Annotated in this window: 16 protein-coding genes, 1 pseudogene and 1 other annotated feature; of the genes and pseudogenes, 7 read left to right on the plus strand and 10 right to left on the minus strand. The window is 42.5% G+C overall.

The features are described from left to right. Window positions 1-586 precede the first annotated feature (586 nt). Window positions 587-1,879, minus strand: coding sequence for an MFS transporter (locus tag HGO23_RS03440; protein WP_209027973.1), 1,293 nt, complete (start codon window positions 1,877-1,879; stop codon window positions 587-589). 534 nt (window positions 1,880-2,413) lie between these two features. On the opposite strand from HGO23_RS03440, the gene HGO23_RS03445 reads away from it, so the two are divergent. From HGO23_RS03445 to HGO23_RS03455, 3 genes and pseudogenes are all read left to right on the plus strand, one after another. Continuing rightward, window positions 2,414-2,887 carry an ArsR family transcriptional regulator gene (locus HGO23_RS03445; RefSeq protein WP_244967872.1) on the plus strand — a complete coding sequence of 158 codons (474 nt, stop codon included), beginning with the start codon at window positions 2,414-2,416 and terminating at the stop codon, window positions 2,885-2,887. A 327-nt stretch (window positions 2,888-3,214) separates the two neighbouring features. Then, window positions 3,215-4,609, plus strand: a pseudogene (locus HGO23_RS03450) (PTS transporter subunit EIIC); the annotation flags it as partial. Window positions 4,610-4,667: 58 nt separating this feature from the next. Beyond that, window positions 4,668-6,068: a glycoside hydrolase family 1 protein gene (locus HGO23_RS03455; protein ID WP_209027975.1), complete on the plus strand. Its 1,401-nt coding sequence runs from the start codon at window positions 4,668-4,670 to the stop codon at window positions 6,066-6,068. Between the two features lie 131 nt (window positions 6,069-6,199). Here the strand turns inward: HGO23_RS03455 and mog are convergent, their stop codons facing one another. Together mog and tal are read right to left on the minus strand one after the other, a co-directional pair. Next, complete coding sequence (gene mog / locus HGO23_RS03460) at window positions 6,200-6,775, minus strand: molybdopterin adenylyltransferase (protein ID WP_099135582.1); 576 nt, start codon at window positions 6,773-6,775, stop codon at window positions 6,200-6,202. A 104-nt stretch (window positions 6,776-6,879) separates the two neighbouring features. Beyond that, the gene (gene tal, locus HGO23_RS03465) at window positions 6,880-7,833 is read right to left on the minus strand and encodes a transaldolase (protein WP_209027976.1); all 954 of its coding nucleotides are present in this window, start codon (window positions 7,831-7,833) and stop codon (window positions 6,880-6,882) included. Window positions 7,834-8,030: 197 nt separating this feature from the next. Between tal and yaaA the strand changes: the two genes are divergently transcribed. Further along, window positions 8,031-8,807 carry a peroxide stress protein YaaA gene (yaaA, locus tag HGO23_RS03470; RefSeq protein ID WP_209027977.1) on the plus strand — a complete coding sequence of 259 codons (777 nt, stop codon included), beginning with the start codon at window positions 8,031-8,033 and terminating at the stop codon, window positions 8,805-8,807. Window positions 8,808-8,850: 43 nt separating this feature from the next. On the opposite strand, the gene thrC is transcribed toward yaaA, so the two are convergent. Genes thrC through thrA form a run of 3 tightly spaced genes read right to left on the minus strand, consistent with a single transcriptional unit; the run spans window position 8,851 to window position 13,537 of the window. Further along, window positions 8,851-10,143, minus strand: a complete 1,293-nt coding sequence (gene thrC, locus HGO23_RS03475) for a threonine synthase (protein WP_099135579.1) — start codon at window positions 10,141-10,143, stop codon at window positions 8,851-8,853. 2 nt (window positions 10,144-10,145) lie between these two features. Continuing rightward, window positions 10,146-11,075, minus strand: a complete 930-nt coding sequence (gene thrB / locus HGO23_RS03480; RefSeq protein ID WP_483409873.1) for a homoserine kinase — start codon at window positions 11,073-11,075, stop codon at window positions 10,146-10,148. Between the two features lie 2 nt (window positions 11,076-11,077). After that, the gene (gene thrA, locus HGO23_RS03485) at window positions 11,078-13,537 is read right to left on the minus strand and encodes a bifunctional aspartate kinase/homoserine dehydrogenase I (protein WP_209027979.1); all 2,460 of its coding nucleotides are present in this window, start codon (window positions 13,535-13,537) and stop codon (window positions 11,078-11,080) included. Window positions 13,538-13,574: 37 nt separating this feature from the next. Beyond that, window positions 13,575-13,691 (minus strand) — a sequence feature (Thr leader region). Window positions 13,692-14,408: 717 nt separating this feature from the next. Here thrA and arcA point away from each other — a divergent pair. Beyond that, window positions 14,409-15,125: a two-component system response regulator ArcA gene (gene arcA / locus HGO23_RS03490; RefSeq protein WP_099135576.1), complete on the plus strand. Its 717-nt coding sequence runs from the start codon at window positions 14,409-14,411 to the stop codon at window positions 15,123-15,125. A 158-nt stretch (window positions 15,126-15,283) separates the two neighbouring features. Here the strand turns inward: arcA and creA are convergent, their stop codons facing one another. Next, complete coding sequence (gene creA / locus HGO23_RS03495; protein ID WP_099135575.1) at window positions 15,284-15,760, minus strand: protein CreA; 477 nt, start codon at window positions 15,758-15,760, stop codon at window positions 15,284-15,286. Window positions 15,761-16,357: 597 nt separating this feature from the next. Between creA and robA the strand changes: the two genes are divergently transcribed. Next, window positions 16,358-17,239 carry an MDR efflux pump AcrAB transcriptional activator RobA gene (robA, locus tag HGO23_RS03500; RefSeq protein WP_209027980.1) on the plus strand — a complete coding sequence of 294 codons (882 nt, stop codon included), beginning with the start codon at window positions 16,358-16,360 and terminating at the stop codon, window positions 17,237-17,239. On the opposite strand, the gene gpmB is transcribed toward robA, so the two are convergent. Further along, window positions 17,236-17,883: a 2,3-diphosphoglycerate-dependent phosphoglycerate mutase GpmB gene (gpmB, locus tag HGO23_RS03505; RefSeq protein ID WP_099135573.1), complete on the minus strand. Its 648-nt coding sequence runs from the start codon at window positions 17,881-17,883 to the stop codon at window positions 17,236-17,238. The genes robA and gpmB overlap by 4 nt on opposite strands. Window positions 17,884-17,938: 55 nt before the next feature. Between gpmB and yjjX the strand changes: the two genes are divergently transcribed. Then, window positions 17,939-18,472, plus strand: a complete 534-nt coding sequence (yjjX, locus tag HGO23_RS03510) for an inosine/xanthosine triphosphatase (protein ID WP_209027981.1) — start codon at window positions 17,939-17,941, stop codon at window positions 18,470-18,472. A 109-nt stretch (window positions 18,473-18,581) separates the two neighbouring features. On the opposite strand, the gene trpR is transcribed toward yjjX, so the two are convergent. Together trpR and sltY are read right to left on the minus strand one after the other, a co-directional pair. Further along, complete coding sequence (gene trpR / locus HGO23_RS03515) at window positions 18,582-18,902, minus strand: trp operon repressor (RefSeq protein WP_086954245.1); 321 nt, start codon at window positions 18,900-18,902, stop codon at window positions 18,582-18,584. 56 nt (window positions 18,903-18,958) lie between these two features. Further along, window positions 18,959-20,875: a murein transglycosylase gene (gene sltY, locus HGO23_RS03520; RefSeq protein WP_209028688.1), complete on the minus strand. Its 1,917-nt coding sequence runs from the start codon at window positions 20,873-20,875 to the stop codon at window positions 18,959-18,961. Window positions 20,876-21,061: the final 186 nt, after the last annotated feature.

Raw genomic sequence — 21,061 nt, forward strand, 5'->3', positions numbered from 1 at the left:
TCTTGGCGTTGTATAGTTTTTTCCTTCCCATATTCGTACCTTGATTCTATTAAACTGATCTATAAACACAGCCGTAATCATATTCTTATATAATACATTGAATTATTAAATAAATAATAAATGTTCTGTTTTAAAAAGTGGTATCTGTTATTTAAAAAAGAATTTTCTTTTATCATTCAATATGAAAATATATTACGCAAAGATAGGCTTGGTGATCTTATCTGTACCCAACCATTAATAAAATCTTTATAGAAAAAATATCCAAATGCAGGGATTAGTCTATTTTATAGAATAAGATAATTATGAGCTGTCTCAAAGGCGATATTGCGATAACTGAGACGCTGCTCAAATCTGAGCCGCAGGACTTCAAGACAGATATTCATGGAGGTTCTTGCCTTTTACTCGCCATATCCGGCCTCTGGTGGTGAATATTTATCAGGGGAGTATGTATGAAGGAATGAAAAGGGCGTGTTCGGACGGAACGTAATCGTTGCTTGGAAGTGATTGTTATCAGCATCACAACCGTGGCAGATGAACATTCGGCTAAAAACGCCATCAATTGAGTAAGCGTAAATTTATTATTTTTTTAGTGCTTTGTCTTGCTATCTAATACTGTTCTTTTATCCAAATAAAGAGCCAAGAATATCCCTATGACAGACAACATCAGCATATAGTACGCTGGGGCTAGTGACGTATATTTCATTAATAGAGTAATCACAATCGGAGTTAATCCGCCAAAAATGGCATAGGCCAGATTATATGAAAATGAAATGCCACTGAACCGGATTTCAGGTGGATAGCTCTGAACCATAACGAAAGGCACCGCCCCTGCTACACCAACAGAGAAACCTGCCATAGCATATGCACTGAAGAGTCTGATAGGTTCATCACTGATATTGTGGTAGAAAAACCATGTTGTGGCAGCCAACAGCAAGCTACCAGCCAGTAACACTTTGCTGGCACCCCATTTATCGCATAAATGCCCGGCTAATATACAGCCAATAAAAAGTACAATAATTGCCAGACTATTGGCTTTCAGCGTCATTGACGGTTCCAGATGGAAAACGGTCTGCATATAGCTTGGTGTCATCAAGATAACAACCACAATGCCTGCCGAAAGAAGCCATGTCAGCAACATGGAAACAGTGATTGCACGTTTATGATTTAGGATCACAGACTTTAGGGGCAGTTCTTCCGCTAATGCTTTACGTGCCTGCATTTCCTTAAATATCGGAGTTTCATGTAACCAACGGCGCAGGTACATAGCGAACAGGCCAAAAATTCCACCAAGAAAGAAAGGGATACGCCATGCCCAGTCTAAAACTTCTTGTTTGGTATAAACCGAAGTAATTGCTGTTGCTATCAAAGAACCAAGCAAAATGCCGAGGGTCAGCCCTGCGGTGAGCATCCCACAGGCAAAGCCGATATATTTGTGGGGAACATGTTCCGCTACAAATACCCATGCTCCGGGGACTTCACCTCCAATTGCTGCTCCCTGCATAATCCGCATCAGTAATAATAGTAATGGGGCAGTGATACCGATAGTGTCGTAAATTGGCAACAATCCGATACTTAGAGTCGGTAAGGCCATTAGCAGAATGCTGAGGGAGAACATTTTTTTGCGTCCAATTAGATCACCGAAATGTGCCATGATGATCCCACCTAAAGGCCGGGCCAGATATCCGGCAGCAAAAATACCAAATGTTTGCAGTTGCCGGAGCCATTCAGGGATGTCAGCTGGGAAAAAAAGCTCACCAAGCACGATGGCAAAAAAGACGAAGATAATGAAATCGTAAAACTCTAAAGCACCACCTAAGGAAGCTAAAAATAGAGTCTTATAATCCTGTTTGTTTAATGAACGATTTTGATGTTGTGACATAAAGTACCGACTTATAGTTATAAAATAGGATTTTCATGAAGTAAGAGTTATGACTCTATCAGATCTTAATAAATGAGAAATAAAAATTTATTCAATATTAAAAAATATCTACTCTGTAATTTTTGTAATGGAATTCAAGTATGAAAAACTGCGAGATACAATTCTACCGAAAGGCATGCCATATTTTTTGTGATGTATTTAAGAATTTTATCAGAAAAAATTCACCTGTAAATTTCCCTTTAGCCAAATGTATAAAGATAATATCTATTACTACGTTGAATTATTGTTATATTGATTAATCGAATAATTTATTAGGGTGATTTATGGTATTTTATACTTTGACAAGTAATAGGCGTAAAATCTGGTTTATAAATATTGATTCAATCCCTATAAATTATAATACTGTAGTGCAATTTATATATAAATGTTAATCCAGTAAAGATTAGTATATATTTTAGAGTTAATGTTTCATGGGTAATTCTATCGGAGCTTTCCGGTCTGTCCATTGCCAATACTTCCCAGCATCTTCAACATTTGAAACGTGCGGGTCTGCTTCGATCCCGTAAAGTCGGCAAAAATGTGTTTTATCGTCTGGGGGAAGGGCCGATCATGGATATTATCACAGCCATCCAGAGATATGCTGAATTTAATCGGGCAGAAATGCGCAGATTAATTGGTGATACGAATAATCAGGAAGCAATTTCATGGGATGAATTGTTAGAGAGAATCAAAGAAAAAAGCACATTCTTGCTGGATGTCAGACCCAAAGAGGAGTTTGAGCAAGGTCATTTACCCAATGCTATCAATATCCCTGTTGATGAACTGGAAAACAGGTTGGATGAGCTGCCTTCCCGTCAGGACATTATCGCCTATTGCCGTGGGCCTTATTGTGTTCTTTCTGCCAATGCCCTTGAACTATTGCGTGCTAAAGGTATTCATGCCAGCCGTTTTAAAAAAGGCTTTTCAGGCTGGACAGAGGCTGGGATGGGTATCGAAGTTGGATCTTAGCCTGATCAATATTATCGGTTAATAAGTCAATTATAATAGAGCTTCGCGATCACAGTCACACTTCTATTATTCGGAATTTGAGTGATAACTAAAAGCAACTAATATCAGAAAGTGAATTATTACTGCTTTTAATGGTAACAGGAAGTATACCTGTTGTCGTTCAAGTTGCAGTTTTTGTCGGCTGCGTAACTTGAAAATCTTTAGGATATGACACCTGACAATAATTCCCCGCATGGTATGCAAGGGAGGATTGTCAGTTTTTTTGCCTGAATAAAATTCACCGTTTTGCATTTTCCGGTCTATCTAAGGAAAAAATGGGGAAATAGTATGAAGTACCAACTACTGGCCCAGGAAATTATTGCGGGTGTCGGTGGGCAAGAGAATATTGTCAGTCTTGTCCATTGTGCAACCCGGCTACGATTTAAACTGCGGGATAGTGCAGTTACTGATATTGGTAGGTTAAAAGCTCAGTCAGATGTTATGACAGTTGTTGAAAGTGGGGGACAATTTCAGGTAGTCATCGGTAATGACGTGAGTGATGTTTATCAGGCAATTCAACAAGTGTTAGCTCCTCCTGATAAGATAGAAGCTGCATCAGATTTAGCTAATAAGAAAGACGGCCTTTTTAACCACTTCATTGATATAATTTCCAGTATTTTCACCCCATTTTTGGGTGTTATGGCGGCGGCTGGTATTTTAAAAGGATTGCTTGCGGTTACTGTTACTCTGGAATGGATGTCTCCCGACAGTGGGACTTATCATGTTTGGTATGCTGCCAGCGATTCTCTGTTTTACTTTTTCCCATTGGTGCTTGGTTATACAGCAGGTAAAAAGTTCGGTGGTAATCCCTTTATTTCGATGGGGATTGGTGGTGCATTAGTTCATCCCATGATCATCTCTGCCTTTAAAGCATCGACGGTAGCTGGTGGTACAACTGAGTATTTTATGGGAATTCCACTCTCCTTCCTGAACTATAGTTCTTCAGTGATCCCTATTATTCTGGCCTCTTGGGCAAGCAGCAAGGTTGAAAAAGCATTAGATGCTCATCTATCTGCTGCAATCAAGAATTTTACTACTCCCCTTGCCTGCTTCATGTTGATTGCTCCTCTTACATTTCTTGTTATTGGACCAACGGCGACTTGGTTAAGCCAGTTGCTGGCTCAAGGTTATCAGATTGCTTATGGATTCGCTCCGGTACTGGCGGGGATGATTACGGGGGGAGTATGGCAAATTTGTGTCATTTTTGGTCTCCATTGGGGATTGATTCCTATTATCATCAATAACTTAACTATTGTTGGCCACGATACGTTAATGCCTTTGATACTCCCCGCAGTGATAGGGCAAACAGGAGCGGCCTTTGGTGTGTTCCTGCGTACCCGCGATGCTAAATTGAAAATGTTATCTGGTTCGGCTGTAACCACCGGGATATTTGGTATTACTGAGCCTGCGGTTTATGGTGTGACCCTACCTTATCGACGCCCATTTATTTTTGGCTGTGTTGCTGGAGCAATTGGCGGTTCAGTGGTTGGTTATTACCAAAGTGCTGCCTATTCACTGGGGCTGGTTAATATTCTTACCTTTACTCAGCTTATTCCACCAACGGGTATCAATAATACGGTGTGGGGCGCGATTATTGGTACTGCGCTGGCTTTTGTCATTTCAACTTTATTGACATGGTTGTTTGGGCTTCCTGCCTCAACCAAGCTCTCCACAAAAGAAAATAAGGGTGAAAGGTGCCCCTGACATCATTATTCATCACGTGCCCAAAGAGGAGATCCGCATGAAACAGTTTCCAAAACATTTTCTATGGGGTGGTGCAGTTGCTGCCAATCAGGTTGAAGGGGCTTATTTAACCGATGGAAAAGGGCTTTCAACATCCGATGTTCAACCGCAGGGTATTATGGGACCTGTCACTGAGCGAGAGAGTGATAACACACAGTATCTTAAAGATATTGCTATCGATTTTTATCATTGTTATCCCGAAGATATCGCACTGTTTGCTGAAATGGGTTTTACCTGTTTGCGTACGTCCATTGCATGGAGCCGGATTTTTCCTCAAGGCGACGAAACGCAGCCTAACGAAGCAGGGCTGGCATTCTATGACAAATTATTCGATGAAATGGCGAAATATGGGATTACGCCATTGATCACGTTGTCCCACTATGAAATGCCGTGGGCACTGGTCAAAAAATACGGTGGATGGGGCAATCGCAGGCTGATCGATTTTTTTGAGTACTATGCCCGCACGGTTTTCACTCGTTATCGGAAAAAAGTGAAGTTGTGGCTGACGTTCAACGAAATCAATATGTCACTGCATGAACCACTAACAGGAGTCGGATTACCTAAAAGCAGCACACAATCAGAGATCTACCAGGCCATCCACCACCAATTAGTAGCCAGTGCCCGTGTGGTGAAACTGTGCCATCAGATTATACCTGATGCCAAAATTGGCAATATGTTATTGGGTGATCTGATGTATCCATTGACGTGTAAACCGGATGATGTACTAGCAACTCTCCAGCAAAATCAGAAATGGCTGTTTTTCGGTGACGTACAGTGTCGTGGTGCTTATCCCGGCTATATATTGCGCTATTTCCGCGAAAATGGCATTGAGGTGACGATAACTGAACAAGATAAGCAGGAAATGAAAAATACGGTTGATTTCATCTCATTCAGTTATTACATGAGTGGTTGTGCGTCAAGGGATGAATCTGAATACCAGAAAAAACAGGGTAATATCCTGAATATGATCCCGAACCCGCATCTATCCAGTTCAGAGTGGGGGTGGCAGATAGATCCGGTCGGTTTGCGTACCTTACTCAATTTATTGTGGGATCGTTATCAGAAGCCACTGTTTATTGTTGAGAATGGCTTGGGAGCCAAAGATACCGTGGAAGCTGATGGCAGTATTCAGGATGATTATCGCATTCATTATCTTAATGACCATCTTGTGCAGGTTAGGGAAGCAATTGAAGATGGGGTGGAGATTATGGGATATACCAGCTGGGGGCCGATTGATCTAGTCAGTGCCTCAAAAGGCGAGATTTCCAAGCGGTACGGGTACATCTATGTTGACCAGAATGAACAGGGAACAGGAACACTGGAACGACGCCGTAAGAAAAGCTTCTATTGGTACAAGCAGGTTATTGAAACTCATGGTGGCAGTCTGAATTTGAATTGAGTTAGTGCGTAAAGTTGGTTTCTTTTCTCAAAGGTTCTGGTTTTATTCAGAACCTTTTTAATATGTGCTTTCTGTCTAATCACTGAATACTGATAGCCGTAAATCAGCCACTGAACACAGGAAACCAGGGGTTAACGGCGGGCACTTTTAGGTCTGAAAGCGGCCACAACGGTTTCATCAGTTTCGATATAAGGGCCATCCAACAGTTGAATACAATAGGGCACACTAGCAAAAATCCCCGGAACTAAAACCTTGCCGCTGTCATCTTTCAACCCTTCCAGCGTTTCTGCAATGGCTTTTGGTTGTCCAGGCAGGTTAAGGATCAACGCTTGGTTGCGGATCACACCAACCTGACGAGACAAAATCGCGGTTGGCACAAATTGCAGACTGATTTGACGCATCTGCTCGCCAAATCCGGGCATTTCACGATCAGCAACAGCCAATGTTGCATCTGGTGTCACATCACGACGGGTAGGGCCGGTTCCCCCGGTAGTCAGTACCAGATGGCAGCCCAATTCATCGACTAGTTCACACAGGGTCTGCTCAATCAGGATTTGCTCATCGGGGATCAATCGGGCTTCGATACTGAAAGGCGTGGTTACCGCTTTCCCTAGCCATTCTTCCAATGCAGGCAGGCCCTTATCCTGATAAATACCGCTTGAAGCACGATCAGAAACAGATACGAGGCCAATGCGCAATACATCCATACGAACCTCAATTAACAGTAAAAAATAAAAACAGCAAAAAATAGTGAAAAAGGCGACACTATTATGTCGCCTTTATAGAAGAAAAAATAGCGTACTGTTCAGGATTACAGCAGGTCAGCGATCATGCTCTCAAGTTTAGTCTGATCAATAGCGAACTTACGGATACCTTCTGCCAGTTTCTCGGTTGCCATCGCATCCTGATGGTGTTCCCAGTAGAATTCAGCTTCAGTCATTGGCGCTGGACGAGGTTTAACTTCGCCCTCATAGCCCAGTTTACGTTCAACTTTGCCTTCTGTTTCAGATAGCTCTTTCAGCAAAGCAGGAGAAATAGTCAGGCGGTCACAACCAGCCAGTTCCAGAATTTCACCGGAATTACGGAAGCTTGCTCCCATAACAACCGTGTTGTAACCATGTTCTTTGTAGTACTGGTAAATTTCAGAAACAGAAATGACACCCGGATCTTCGTGTGGCGCGAACTCTTTCTTATCGCCATTCGCTTTGTACCAATCAAGGATACGGCCAACAAATGGGGAGATCAGGTAAACCCCTGCTTCTGCACAGGCGCGTGCTTGTGCAAAAGAGAACAGCAGAGTCAGGTTACAGTTGATACCTTCTTTTTCCAGTTGCTCCGCAGCACGGATACCCTGCCAGGTGGAAGCCAGTTTGATTAGGATGCGGTCATTGCTGATACCCGCTTCGTTGTACAGTTTGATCAGACGTTTTGCTTTCGCGACACTGGCTTCAGTGTCATAAGAGAGACGGGCATCAACTTCAGTGGAAATACGGCCAGGGATCAGTTTCAGAATTTCCAGACCGATGTTAACCGCCAATTTGTCGCCGGCATCAATAATTTGTTGCTCACGGGAGTCGCTCTGACGACGTGCCCATTCAATGGCTTCGTCAATCAGTTGGCGGTATTCAGGGATCTGTGCAGCATTCAAAATCAGGGAAGGGTTAGTTGTTGCATCTTGCGGCTGGTACAATTTCATTGCCGCGATATCCCCCGTATCTGCTACTACTGTTGTCAGCTTACGCAGGGAAGTCAGTTTATCGGTCATGGTTAATATCTCATCATTATACGTAAAATCTTTGGCACGGTTGCCTCACCATTTCGTGATAATAACATGGTCAAGTGCAGCTCGTCAGGTCAGAAAATTCTATCGCTGTTATCCCCCTTTTTCAGGTTAATTTTGCTAAATTGAAGTGGAAGAGCCTCGATTATTGAGAAAACCATTCAGAAACTCGGAACAGAATCATGCTTATTACTATTTCACCAGCCAAAACGCTCGATTATGAAAGCCTGCTTGCAACAGAAAAGTATAGTCAACCTGCCTTGTTGGAGGAGTCAAAACAGTTAATCGATATCTGCCGCACATTAACACCTGCACAAATCAGTAGCCTGATGGGGATCAGTGATAAACTGGCGGGATTAAACGCAGCCCGTTTTGGTGAGTGGAAACCCGATTTCACACCGGAAAATGCTCGTCAGGCTCTCCTTGCTTTCAAAGGGGATGTCTATACCGGTATGCAGGCAGAAACATTCTCAGATGCTGATTTTGATTTTGCCCAAACTCATTTGAGAATTTTATCTGGATTATATGGGGTTTTGCGCCCTCTCGATCTGATGCAGCCTTATCGTTTGGAAATGGGTATCAAACTGGAAAATCCCCGTGGTAAAGATTTGTATAAATTCTGGGGAGATCGTATTACGGAAAATCTGAATACTGCACTGGAGCAACAAGGTGATGATGTTCTGATTAATTTAGCTTCTGATGAGTATTTCAAATCAGTAAATACCAAAAAGCTGTCAGCCAACATTATCAAGCCGGTTTTTCTGGATGAAAAAAATGGTAAATACAAAGTTATTAGCTTCTATGCCAAGAAAGCCCGTGGATTGATGAGCCGCTTTATTATTCAAAACCAACTGACCAATCCAGCACGGTTGGTGGAGTTTAATCTGGAAGGATATGCTTTTGATGAATCTCTTTCCAAAAGCAATGAACTGGTGTTTAAACGCCCTGAACAGCATTGATAAAGGTCACTCCACAAATCATTGTGGAGTGACAAATGCCACGTTATTTCGGTGCTCTTTCCATCAGAAATTCACGTAAGGTGGCGAAATCAGCAGGCAGGACGTGAGATAACAATGCCATATCTGCACGTTCTGCTAGTTCTTGTGGTAACGGCAATGGCTGGCCGAGGATAGCTTCCACACTTTCTTTGAATTTGGCTGGATGAGCCGTTCCCAAAAACAGTCCGTACTCACCTTCCTGCAATTGATCCCGTAATACCCGGTAAGCAACGGCAGCGTGAGGTTCAGAAATATAGCCTTTGGCAGCTAATTCCTGAATTGTGCTTTGAGTGATATTGTCATCCACAACGCCATTGCCCAGTTCACTGAGTGACCAGCCTTTGCGACGGAAAAGTTCTTCAATACGCGGCCAGTTATTTGGCTGACTGACATCCATCGCATTGGAGAGAGTGGCAACGGTCTGGTTTGGTTGCCATGTGCCTTCTGCCAGATAACGGGGAACGGTGTCGTTAACATTGGTTGCTGCGATAAAACGTTTTACCGGCAATCCCATCGATTTTGCCAGTAAACCTGCGGTCAGGTTGCCGAAGTTGCCGCTAGGCACAGAAATTACCAACTGTTCGCGTTTTTTTGCTGGGATCTGTGCAACGGCTTCAAAGTAATAGCAAATTTGTGCCAGTAGGCGACTGATATTAATTGAGTTCGCAGAGTTGAGGTGCAAAGCTTTTTTCAGTTCTTCATCATCAAAAGATTGTTTAACCAGCGCCTGACAAACATCAAAATCGCCTTGAACAGCGACAGTGTGAATATTGCCACCCAATGTGCAGAACAGTTTTTCCTGTAATGGGCTGATTTTTCCTTCTGGATAGAGGATCACCACCTGTACGTTATCTAAGCCATAAAAGGCATGAGCAACAGCCGCTCCGGTATCGCCGGAAGTTGCAGTCAAAATAGTGACTGGTTGTTCTCCTGCAATTTGTGCAAGGATCTGAGCCATAAAACGGCCGCCAAAGTCTTTGAAAGCCAGTGTCGGGCCGTGATAAAGCTCCAGTGAAACGATGTCATCTTCGATAGTTGATACGGGAGCAGGAAAAGTAAAAGCATTTTTAACGCGTTCAGCTAGTTGTTCAGTGGGAATTTCATCACCAATAAACGCAGAAAGAATACGCTGGCTGCGGCTGACAAAATCCAGTTTTAATAATTCCTCAATTTCGGCACGACTGAATTCAGGTAAATCCTGCGGGAAGAACAATCCTTGCTGTTTCCCCAATCCTTGTTTAACTGCCTGTGAAAAACTGCCCTGCTCGTGATTGTCTTTTAAGTTATATAATTTCATTGTTACCCTACCTGTCGTGCGCCTGCGAGATCCAGACGGCAAATATGAACAAAACCTTCGTCATTCTGTACGTAATGTTGTTGCAGCCATTGGGCAACTTGTTTCGCTATCGCCATCTCATTACAAATCGCAAATAATGTCGGACCGGAGCCAGAGATGCTACATGCCAGGGCACCTAGTTTTTTTACTCCATCACGTGAGTTGGCAAAACCGGGTAAAAGCTGTGTGCGATAAGGTTCGGCAATAACATCTTTCATCAATTTTGCCGCTAAATCAGATTGTTGGGTGTAGCAGGCGTGAATAAATCCTGCAAAATAACGGCCATGGTTAATGATATCGTTGCGGGAATAGTGAACAGGCAAAATTGCGCGTGCTTCTGATGTCGAAACCTTGATGCCGGGGTATGCCATCACCCACAACCAATCATCAAAAGCGGGAATTGACTGACAAACGCTATCTTCCTGAGCCAGGATTAATTGCAGCCCACCTAAATAACACGGTGCAACATTGTCATAATGTACACCACCGGAAATTCGTCCTTCTAATTCCCCCATCATGTCCAGTAATTGGCAGCGCCCAAAAGGACGACTTGCATACTCATTTAATGCCACTAATGCGGCAACTACTGAGCAGGCACTGGAACCTAATCCAGAGCCAATCGGCATGTTTTTTTCCAGTGTCATGGCAACAGGGAGTTCTTTACCCAGTCGCTGGCAAAAGAGCTGCCAACATTGGTAGACAATATTATGTTTGGGATTTTCAGGTAGTTTGCCGATAAATTTCCCTTCATTACTTAAAGTAAAACTTTCTGCTGCACTGACAGAGACACAATCCCCGAGCAGTGAACCATCAACAGGAGAAACCGCTGCGCCAAGCACATCAAACCCAACTCCAACGTTACCGATAGAGGCAGGAGCATAAACCCTGACCACCATTAAACCCCCAATTTCCATGACAGAGTGCGTAATATATCAGCAAAAACGCCTGCTGCCGTTACATCATTCCCTGCACCGTAGCCACGTAGCACCAATGGGATTGGTTGATAATAACGGGTATAAAAAGCCAGGGCGTTTTCGCCATTTTTGACTTTATAAAGTGGATTATTGCCATCGACTGCGGCAATTTTCACCATACAACGGCCTTGTTCAATAATGCCAACATAGCGCAACACTTTTTCTTGCTCTGTGGCATCTGCAACCCGACGATTAAATTCCAGATCCAGTTGTGGTAAACGTTGCAGGAAATCGCTGATATTACCACCGGCATCAAATGATGCCGGTAAAACGGGCTCGACGTGAATATCTTCCAACTCCAGTTCATAGCCAGATTCACGGGCCAGAATTAATAGTTTACGCGCAACATCCATACCTGAGAGATCGTCTCGTGGATCGGGTTCCGTAAAGCCTTTTTCTTTTGCCAGCAACGTTGCTTGCGAAAGTGTCATACCTTCATCCAACATACCGAAAATATAAGACAGAGAGCCTGACAGGATACCGTTGAACTGAACTAACTCATCCCCGGCATTCAGCAGATTCTGTAAGTTTTCGATGACAGGCAATCCCGCGCCTACGTTGGTGTCATACAGGAACTTGCGCTTCGACTTTTCAGCAGCCTGACGGATTTCACGGTAGTAGGCCATTGAAAGTGTATTGGCTTTTTTATTCGGTGTGACAACGTTGAAGCCATCGCTCAGGAAGCTGGCATATTGTTCGGCGATGGATTGATTTGATGTACAGTCCACAATCACTGGGTTCAGGAGATGATACTCTTTTTCGAGGCGGATCAACCGGCTCAGGCTGAAAGGCTCACTGGCTTCTGATAGAGCCTGTTGCCAGTTATCTAAACTGATGCCCTGCATATCTGTTAGCATAGCCCGCGAGTTGGCAATACCGCATACGCGGAGATCAATATGTTTTTGTTTCAGCCATGATTGTTGGCGGCGGATTTGCTCAATCAATGCGCTGCCCACACCACCCACACCGACAACAAACACTTCAACCATTTGAGCAGTATTAAACAGCATTTGGTGACAGAGACGAACCGCTGTTGTCGCAGCATCATTGTCAATGACTGCGGAGATGGAGCGTTCCGATGAACCTTGAGCAAGGGCGATGATGTTAATATTGGCACGGGTCAATGCTGAGAAGAAACGGGCAGAGATGCCACGTTGTGTACGCATTCCATCACCAACCACAGAAATGATGGCGAGGTTATCTATCACATCAATGGGATCAAGCACTCCATCTTTCAATTCCAGATAAAATTCTTCTGTCAGTGCTTTTTGTGCTCTGTTCAACTCTTTTTGCGGTACACAGAAACTGATGCTGTATTCCGATGAAGACTGTGTAATCAGTACAACAGAAATGCCTGAGCGGGACATAACGGCAAATACTCTTGCTGCCATGCCGACCATACCTTTCATGCCGGGGCCTGAAACGTTGATCATTGCCATATGGTTCAGGTTAGTGATGCCCTTGATAAGCATACTTTCGTCTTTTTGCCCTTCACCAATGAATGTTCCTGCCGCATTAGGGTTGGCAGTATTTTTAATCAGGCAAGGGATTTGGAATTGAGCGATAGGCGCAATAGTACGGGGATGAAGAACTTTGGCTCCAAAATAGGAAAGTTCCATCGCTTCCTGATAGGACAGGCTTTTCAATAGACGGGCATCAGAGACAGACCGGGGGTCACAGGTATAAACACCATCTACGTCAGTCCAGATTTCACAGCAATCCGCACGTAAGCATGCTGCCAGCACTGCGGCCGAATAATCGGAACCATTACGCCCAAGAACAACCAATTCACCATTATCATTACCGGCAGTGAAGCCTGCCATCAGAATAATATGGTCAGCAGGAATGTTCAGTGCTGCAATACGCTTGGTGGATTCGTGGATATCAACAGTGGATTCGAGATAGTGCCCGTGAGCAAGAAGGCTTTTAACTGGATCGATAACAAATACTTGATGTCCGCGAGCCTGTAGTACAGCGGATATAACAGCAATGGATAATTTTTCACCACAGCAAATCAGGGCTGCATTAATGCTGTCTGGGCACTGCCTTAATAGAGAAATACCATGCAGGGTTTGTTTTAGATTAGCAAGCTCACGCTCCATAACACCTTTCAGATGTTCATAATCGAAATTTGGCTGATGTTCTTTTAATCCCGATAGCAAATCAGTAAAGATTTGGGTGGTATCGCTCATATTGGAAACAATGTCTTGTCCTGCAACCGTTTTGGTTATCATCGCTACCAAATGGTTTGTAATTTTTGCGGGTGCAGAAAGAACCAGGGCGACTTGCCCAAGGGATAGTTCACTTTCAGCGATATCAGCCACACTCAGTACGCGCTGGTAGTTTGCGACTGAAGTGCCCCCAAATTTTAGTACTCGCATTGGTATTTCTCTCCTGACTTTTTGTTAAAAAAAACGTCAAAAAAAAGCCCGTATCTTGTGGGATACGGGCTTTTTACTATTTTATTTGTACGCGTCAGCCCGCACCGTAATTTGTGGTTCCGGTGGTAATCGTAGCGATTGTTTTAGCAGTAACTGTGTTTGCAGTGATTGCAGTGATTGCAGTGATTGTATTTTTCGGGTTGATGTAGCGCATGGTTTCCTGTCTGTCTTTTTATTCTGTTCGCCCTCTATTGGTTAAAGGAAACTGTGGTTGAAGTCAAATGATTTTTAAAATCATCAAGGAAAAAGCATCATTTTCTGTGCTGTAATCATTCAAAATATGATTCGATAACTGAGCCATTATCTGGTTTTGAATATTTTTATTAGTATTTAATTTTATAAAAAAACATATTTTGTAATTATTTCGTCTTTATGATAAAACGCGTTAATTTTAACATTTAAGTGTTGGGTTGATCTCTCTAAGCATTAGAGGCAACATAGCAAGCTGTTAACATGAAATTTTCAAATAAATAACAAAATAGTTAATTTTAAATTAACAATTACAAATAATGTTGACGTGCTACAATTGATTTTGATATGTATCAACAAAAGTTGGTTTTTTTAGAGGGTAAATGCATTACTAGCTGTTATATTGCTGTTAATAGACTAATATAGCCCCTGCTGAGATGGGTTTTCCGGGTATGTACCCTCAGAGAGAAGCAACAAATGCTTTTAGCGTAAAACATATCAACAACATTTTTTAGACATGAGCTGCGTTTTCTGTGATCCAGAGCGAGAATAGTTTTTTCTATTAATAATAGTAGTTTATGTCATACAGGTTCTGTTTTTTTAGCGATTTTAGGTAGCAACCATGCAAACCCCGCATATTTTGATTGTTGAAGACGAAATTGTCACACGCAATACTCTGAAGAGTATTTTTGAAGCCGAAGGGTATGTTGTTTATGAAGCCAATGATGGCTCAGAAATGCACAATATTTTGTCAGACAACGATATCAACTTAGTGATTATGGATATCAATCTGCCAGGCAAAAATGGGCTGCTTCTTGCCCGTGAATTACGTGAGCAGGCAAATGTCGCCCTGATGTTCTTAACTGGGCGTGATAATGAGGTGGATAAGATACTTGGGCTTGAAATTGGTGCTGATGACTACATCACCAAGCCTTTCAACCCGCGGGAGTTAACTATTCGTGCGCGGAACCTGCTTTCCCGTACTATGAATCTGAGCCATTCTGGTGAAGAACGTCGTCAAGTTGAAAGTTATAAGTTCAATGGTTGGGAATTGGATATCAATAGCCGTTCTCTGGTAAACCCAATGGGAGATCACTATAAGCTGCCACGCAGTGAATTTCGTGCGATGCTCCACTTCTGCGAGAATCCGGGAAAAATTCAGACTCGTGCAGAGCTGTTGAAAAAAATGACCGGTCGTGAACTGAAGCCACATGATCGTACTGTTGATGTCACCATTCGTCGTATTCGTAAACATTTCGAATCGACACCGGATACCCCAGAAATTATTGCCACCATTCATGGTGAAGGCTATCGTTTCTGTGGCGACTTGGAAGATTAATCAATTCGTTCCCGTTATTTATTGTTTTTTGATTTATTATATTTTTAATTTATTTTTTTATAAAAATATAATATCAATAAAAAAGCCCTGAATACTTAAGGAAGTTCAGGGCTTTTTAATAACTATTCTTTTTTTAGGCTGCGGTTTCGTTGGTTGTTCTACTCTTTCCACGGCATAATCGGTACGGCGCTGATGGCATTTTTAGGTGAACCATCAATGACTTTGTCGGAATAGGTTAAGTAGATCAGTGTATTACGTTTTGGATCGTAGAAACGGACAACCTGAAGTTTTTTAAATACCAGAGATGTTCTTTTCTGGAAAACGACTTGTCCTTTCTTCGGTGATTTAAGGATCTTATCTGCCAGTTCGATAGGCCCAACCTGCTGGCAGGAGATCGCTGCATCAGAAGTATCTTCTGCTAATCCTAAACCGCCTTTAATTCCACCCGTTTTAGCTCTGCTTAAATAGCAAGTTACATTTTTAACGTCGGGATCATCAAAGGCCTCTATCACTATTTTGTTATCTGGCCCAAAAAATTTGAACACGGTATCAACAGATCCGATTTCTTCGGCGTGCAGGATCACCGGAAAACAGAGTAGGGCAACAGCAATCACTATTTTCTTAATTGTTACCATATTTAGTCCACTTTAATTAAATAAACACGGTGAAAATATCTATCATTGACATATAATGCGAATCAATGGCTTTTGCAAAGGCATTTTCAAAGTTAATGTATCTATAAAGAAAAACATGGCATTATAGCTGAATATACATTCAAAACGAGTAAAGAGTGGGTTTTAAATCTGCTTTTACGGATGCCCATACTTTCTCAAAGATGTGCAAAACAGCTTTCTTTATAGAAAATGTCATGGTGTATAACTGTTGTTTATCACCCATCAATATAAATTGATAGAGGCAAATTATTTAATAATTTTTCCAACCATCATTGGTAATGGGATCCTAAAGGTAAGCTTGACAAATGATCAGATTTACCATTAGCTTATTCCAAGATTTGTCTTGTTTAATTTGATGTTAGGTTTTATCTGTTGTGATCGTATCACAATATTCTGCTTTATTATGTCAGGAAGAATGTTTGTCAATTTAGGAATTGCAATGAAAATAACTGCTGAGGGTAGTTACTGTTTAACATTTTCATTCTGAAAATTTTTAAAACATTTAGTTATCTTAAGGTTGTACGGTTTTCTTTTTGTCTTGATGAATTAGGGAGATGTATGGATCAAACCAACATCATTCGAGATCTGCTGCATTGGTTGGATAATAATCTGGATCGTCCACTATCCCTTGATAATGTTGCAGCAAAATCAGGTTATTCCAAGTGGCACTTACAGCGCATGTTTAAAGATGTTACGGGACAGGCTATTGGTTCCTACATTCGTGCCAGGCGGTTGTCCAAGGCTGCCATTGCATTGCGCGTAACCGGTCGCCCCATTCTGGACATCGCTCTGCAATATCGTTTTGATTCTCAACAAACTTTTACCAGAGCTTTCAAAAAACAATTTAACCGGACACCGGCTTCTTATCGTCGAAGTGAAGAGTGGTGTGCTACCGGGATTTGTCCTCCGATTATGTTGGATAACAAACCGTTACCTGAACATAAGTTTGTGACGTTGGAAGATAAGTTACTTATCGGTACTGAGCATACCTGCTCCTATACACTGGAACAATGGTCGAAAGCCTGTACAGAGATGCGCAATAACTTTTGGGTTTTCTATCTGCAACATGCTGAAATTTTACCTCCTAAATTGTATGGATTATATCATTCCACTATCAGTACGGATCATGAAGATGAACAGACGGTTTTTTATACCACTGCAATAGATCCGGAATATGCGACTTTTGATACCAAAGATAGTCAGCCGGTTGTTTTGCCCGGAGGGGAGTACATTTCATTCAGTTATTTTGGTAAAGAAGATCAGCTCGATGAGTTTCTCTTCAATATCTATACTGTTTGTTTACCCCGACTGAATATCACTCGCAGGAAAGGATACGATGTTGAGCGATACTATCTTACTAATCTTGAAAGGAAGAAATTGGAGGATGAGTCTCAAAGCCATGTTGTGGAGTTTGAGTACCTCATCCCAATTCAGTGTTAGCCTTGTAGTTCATCTAATGCGGGCATATTGAGATGTGTGATATCGCCCGCAGTTTCAACAATCCAACCAGAAGCCAGCCATGGGCTATCTTGATAATCCACCCTTGAGATAGAGCAGTTCCTCAGCCGCAGGCGACGTTCAGAGTTGGCTGGTAATCCCAAAATAGAAAAAATCAGACTGACTAATGCCATGCCATGACTCACCAGCAGAGGGCGACTTCCAGTTGGCAGGTCAAGACAGCTTTCCAGTGCTGCACGCATACGACTGCATACCTCATTCATTGATTCACCTTCTGGTATCCGTCCGTTTGGTGTTCCATCAACAAGACTTTTGCGCCAGGACTCTTCTTCTTGTGTCAGGGAACTCAGCTCACGGTTTTCCAGAATGCCCATGTTTATTTCCCGCAAGCGCGGTTCTAATATCACCTCACAGCCACAGGCTTTTGCAATAATTTCTGCGGTTTCGCGTGTCCGACCAAGGTCACTAGTGATAACATGTGTAATGCTCTCTGACTGTACTCTTTGTGCTACCAAGAGTGCCTGACGCCGCCCAATTTCAGTCAATGGGCTGTCAGATTGCCCTTGAATACGATGAGCCACGTTCCATTCTGTTTCGCCATGACGAACAAGATATACCTGTAACATAGTTATTTTCCGTTATACTGCATCATGAAATAGTTCAAAGGATTACTTATTTATTATGTATCATGTTATTGCTGCAACAACTAACCCTGCGAAAATAAAAGCGATTAGCCTTGCATTTGATGATGTTTTTGGCCCGGGAACATTCCGTATAGAAGATGTCAATGTAGACAGTAGTGTCCCTCAACAGCCAATTGGTAATACCGAAACTCGTACTGGTGCTCGTCATCGGGTTATGGCTGCTCGTCAGGTTAGGCCGGAAGCTGATTTTTGGGTCGGTGTTGAAGCCGGAATCGAAGATGACATGACTTTTGCCTGGATGGTTATTGAGTATAAGCAAATCCGGGGTGAATCGCGTTCTGCCAGTCTGATGCTGCCTGAAAAGGTACTGGAAGGCATTCGTGAAGGACGTGAGCTTGGTCACGAAATGGCTTATCTGACCGGCGTTGATAACATCAAACAGAAAGGTGGAGCAATTGGTTTTTTCACCAATGGCATCTTGACTCGCACTAGTGTTTACCATCAGGCACTGATACTGGCTCTCGTTCCTATCCATCATGAAATTTATAAAGAGTTGAACAATCAATCTTAATGACAATAGCATAACTGCTGGAGGCCATAATGATATGGCCTCTGTTATTGATTATTTAACTGCCACGGCCAAAACAGATATTGTCAGAACAGCTATTATCACAACTGATTTACTTCAATAACTGCGTCTCCAACCACTCTTTGACGTGGGCTGGCGCCGATTTCAAGCTATTTGAGCCACGAGTGATTGTTGCAATCCCAACACTAAGTTCGTTTTTGAGTTCACGTTGACTCATTTGCCCACGCATCAACTCTTGAATAATTCGAACTCTGGTTGATAATGCCGTGCGTTCATCGGGTGTCAATAATAACTGTAAAATTTGATGTTGCAAATTTTGTTCAAATGCCGTTTGTAATAACTCGACAAAAGCAAGCCAGTCATCGCCATCTTCTGGGGAAAGTGCTGGGTCAATCAAATGATTTTGTGTCATAATCTATAGCCATACTATTTAACTAGTACAAAATCATATCACAATTGGATTTGAAATTAGTAACGTCTTTGCCATTCAGCATCAGTCAACACATTAGATAGTTTGCCCATAAAATTATGGTAGAACACATCATAAGCCAGCACATTTTTGACATAAGAGCGTGTTTCAGAAAAAGGGATGCTTTCAATAAAAGCGATAGCATCAATGTTTCCCGCACTATTGGTTAACCAACGTTCGACATTTCTGGGGCCTGCGTTATAGGCAGCACTGGCGAGAATACGGTTATTACCAAGACTTTGGTAAATCGATTCCAGATATGCGGTTCCAATTTTGATATTCATGGTCGGGTTCATTAATTGGTTGCTGCTGACATAGCCATCAATTTTTTGGCTCTTTGCTGTATGTTCTGCCGTTTTGGGCATCAGTTGCATTAATCCGCTCGCTCCTTTTGAAGATCGCGCTTGTGGGTCCCATGCGCTTTCCTGTCGCGCAATAGCCATTGCATAACTTTGTGAAATACTTTTATCTGAAGTGAAATGAGCAAATTCGTTTTGCCATGCTAAAGGAAAACGTTCTTCAAGATGATCCCACATCTTGCCGACGATCGTCGCCTGAACACTCAGCGCAGGCCAATTCTGTTCAAAAGCATAACGAGCCAGTTGTTCTTGCTTAGTGCTGTTTCGTGAAGAAACTAAATTGATCCATTCTGAGCGGGCCAGATCATCCATATGCCAATACATTAATTCACGGATCCGCTTAATCTGTGGTAACTTCGCAATGGAACTATCAGGTCTTTCTGACTTATTGATAACCAGAGGATAGGGCATATGTAATTTCTGCGCTGCTACCATGGGGTAGAAACCACGATGCTCCATCAACTTACGTAATATGGCGTCCCCTTCCTTTTTCTTATCTGTATTCAACAGGACAATCGCACGCCAATATTGCCATTCATCTTTTTGCAGGATATTTTTAGGTAACAAGCTTAACCATTCCGCCAGCCCTTTTTCATCGGCATTCTGTAGCGCCAAACGAGCACGGCGTTCAATCAGGGCGCTGGAGTGTGAGCCTCGTATTGTACTATCCCGCCATTTTGCTTGCTCTGGAGTAATATCACCCATTAATTGCCATGCCACGATGTCTTTTAATCTCTGTCTTTCCTGGTCATTCATTTTTTGTGCCCGTGCAATGGAGGAGAGACTGAGTCTGGCTTGCTCAGCATCTTTACGGGCAAAATGAGAAAAAGCATTGATGATCATAGAACGGGTGAAATCAGTCGGTCTTATTGTCCTGGCAAAGTGTTCAACAGACGTTGGATCACTTTGCAATTTCAGTAAATGAGTTCTCAAGCTGCGATAATTCAAGGGCAGGCGCTTGATAAGATAACTCGCGAGGGTTGTATTATTCCCCTCTACTGCTAACTTGATACGCTGCAATATTAAATTTACGGATAAATGCCCGGAGCGTTCCCAGACATTCAACAAATTATCGCAATCATCGGGTAATGAGTTGTCACGTAACCAAATTTCCTTAGCGCCTTTCCAGGCGGTTTTCTGATTTCCTACTACCCACTTAGCAAAGTAATAATTACAACGTGCTGCCATGGTATTGGGTGCATTAGGACTGAATGCCAGAATACCATACCAATCTCCGTCATTTGCCAGAGAGCTGATATATCGGGATGACAGGGAATGAGTGGGTGGCAGGGTCGGGTGAGCAGTAATGAAGTGACGAACTTGTTGGGGAGAAATAATTTTCAGGTTATGAACTAATTGACGATACTCAAGGTAAGGATACAGAGGGTAATCCTTTAATGTTGGCATCAACCGATCAACTTCTGCCATATTTTTCGCATCCCATGCGAATTTTATTGCCTGATAGCGCTCTCGTTGAGCTTCCAGAGAGTCAGCATGCGCCATTCCAACAATAGAAGCCAGACTAACAGTCATTATAAAATGCTGCCATTTACTTATAGTCACATACTCCTCCAGAAGATTGACCGATAGTGAACGAAATATAAATTGTTTTAATTATAATAATATTGATGTGATTTATCACAACGATGAACGTAATTGACCATAATGCTAAACAGGTAGCAACACGATCAGCTAAATTTAGGGTAAAATACCCTATCCAAGCCCCACAAGCGTAAACAAATA

The organism is Xenorhabdus budapestensis, assembly GCF_017743015.1.
Lineage (GTDB): Bacteria > Pseudomonadota > Gammaproteobacteria > Enterobacterales > Enterobacteriaceae > Xenorhabdus > Xenorhabdus budapestensis.

Bases quoted from the DNA above. Each gene is read 5' to 3' on its own strand.
- HGO23_RS03440 (WP_209027973.1), bottom strand. From the start codon at position 1,879: ATGTCACAACATCAAAATCGTTCATTAAACAAACAGGATTATAAGACT.
- HGO23_RS03455 (WP_209027975.1), top strand. From the start codon at position 4,668: ATGAAACAGTTTCCAAAACATTTTCTATGGGGTGGTGCAGTTGCTGCC.
- mog (WP_099135582.1), bottom strand. From the start codon at position 6,775: ATGGATGTATTGCGCATTGGCCTCGTATCTGTTTCTGATCGTGCTTCA.
- tal (WP_209027976.1), bottom strand. From the start codon at position 7,833: ATGACCGATAAACTGACTTCCCTGCGTAAGCTGACAACAGTAGTAGCA.
- yaaA (WP_209027977.1), top strand. From the start codon at position 8,031: ATGCTTATTACTATTTCACCAGCCAAAACGCTCGATTATGAAAGCCTG.
- thrC (WP_099135579.1), bottom strand. From the start codon at position 10,143: ATGAAATTATATAACTTAAAAGACAATCACGAGCAGGGCAGTTTTTCA.
- thrA (WP_209027979.1), bottom strand. From the start codon at position 13,537: ATGCGAGTACTAAAATTTGGGGGCACTTCAGTCGCAAACTACCAGCGC.
- arcA (WP_099135576.1), top strand. From the start codon at position 14,409: ATGCAAACCCCGCATATTTTGATTGTTGAAGACGAAATTGTCACACGC.
- creA (WP_099135575.1), bottom strand. From the start codon at position 15,760: ATGGTAACAATTAAGAAAATAGTGATTGCTGTTGCCCTACTCTGTTTT.
- robA (WP_209027980.1), top strand. From the start codon at position 16,358: ATGGATCAAACCAACATCATTCGAGATCTGCTGCATTGGTTGGATAAT.
- gpmB (WP_099135573.1), bottom strand. From the start codon at position 17,883: ATGTTACAGGTATATCTTGTTCGTCATGGCGAAACAGAATGGAACGTG.
- yjjX (WP_209027981.1), top strand. From the start codon at position 17,939: ATGTATCATGTTATTGCTGCAACAACTAACCCTGCGAAAATAAAAGCG.
- trpR (WP_086954245.1), bottom strand. From the start codon at position 18,902: ATGACACAAAATCATTTGATTGACCCAGCACTTTCCCCAGAAGATGGC.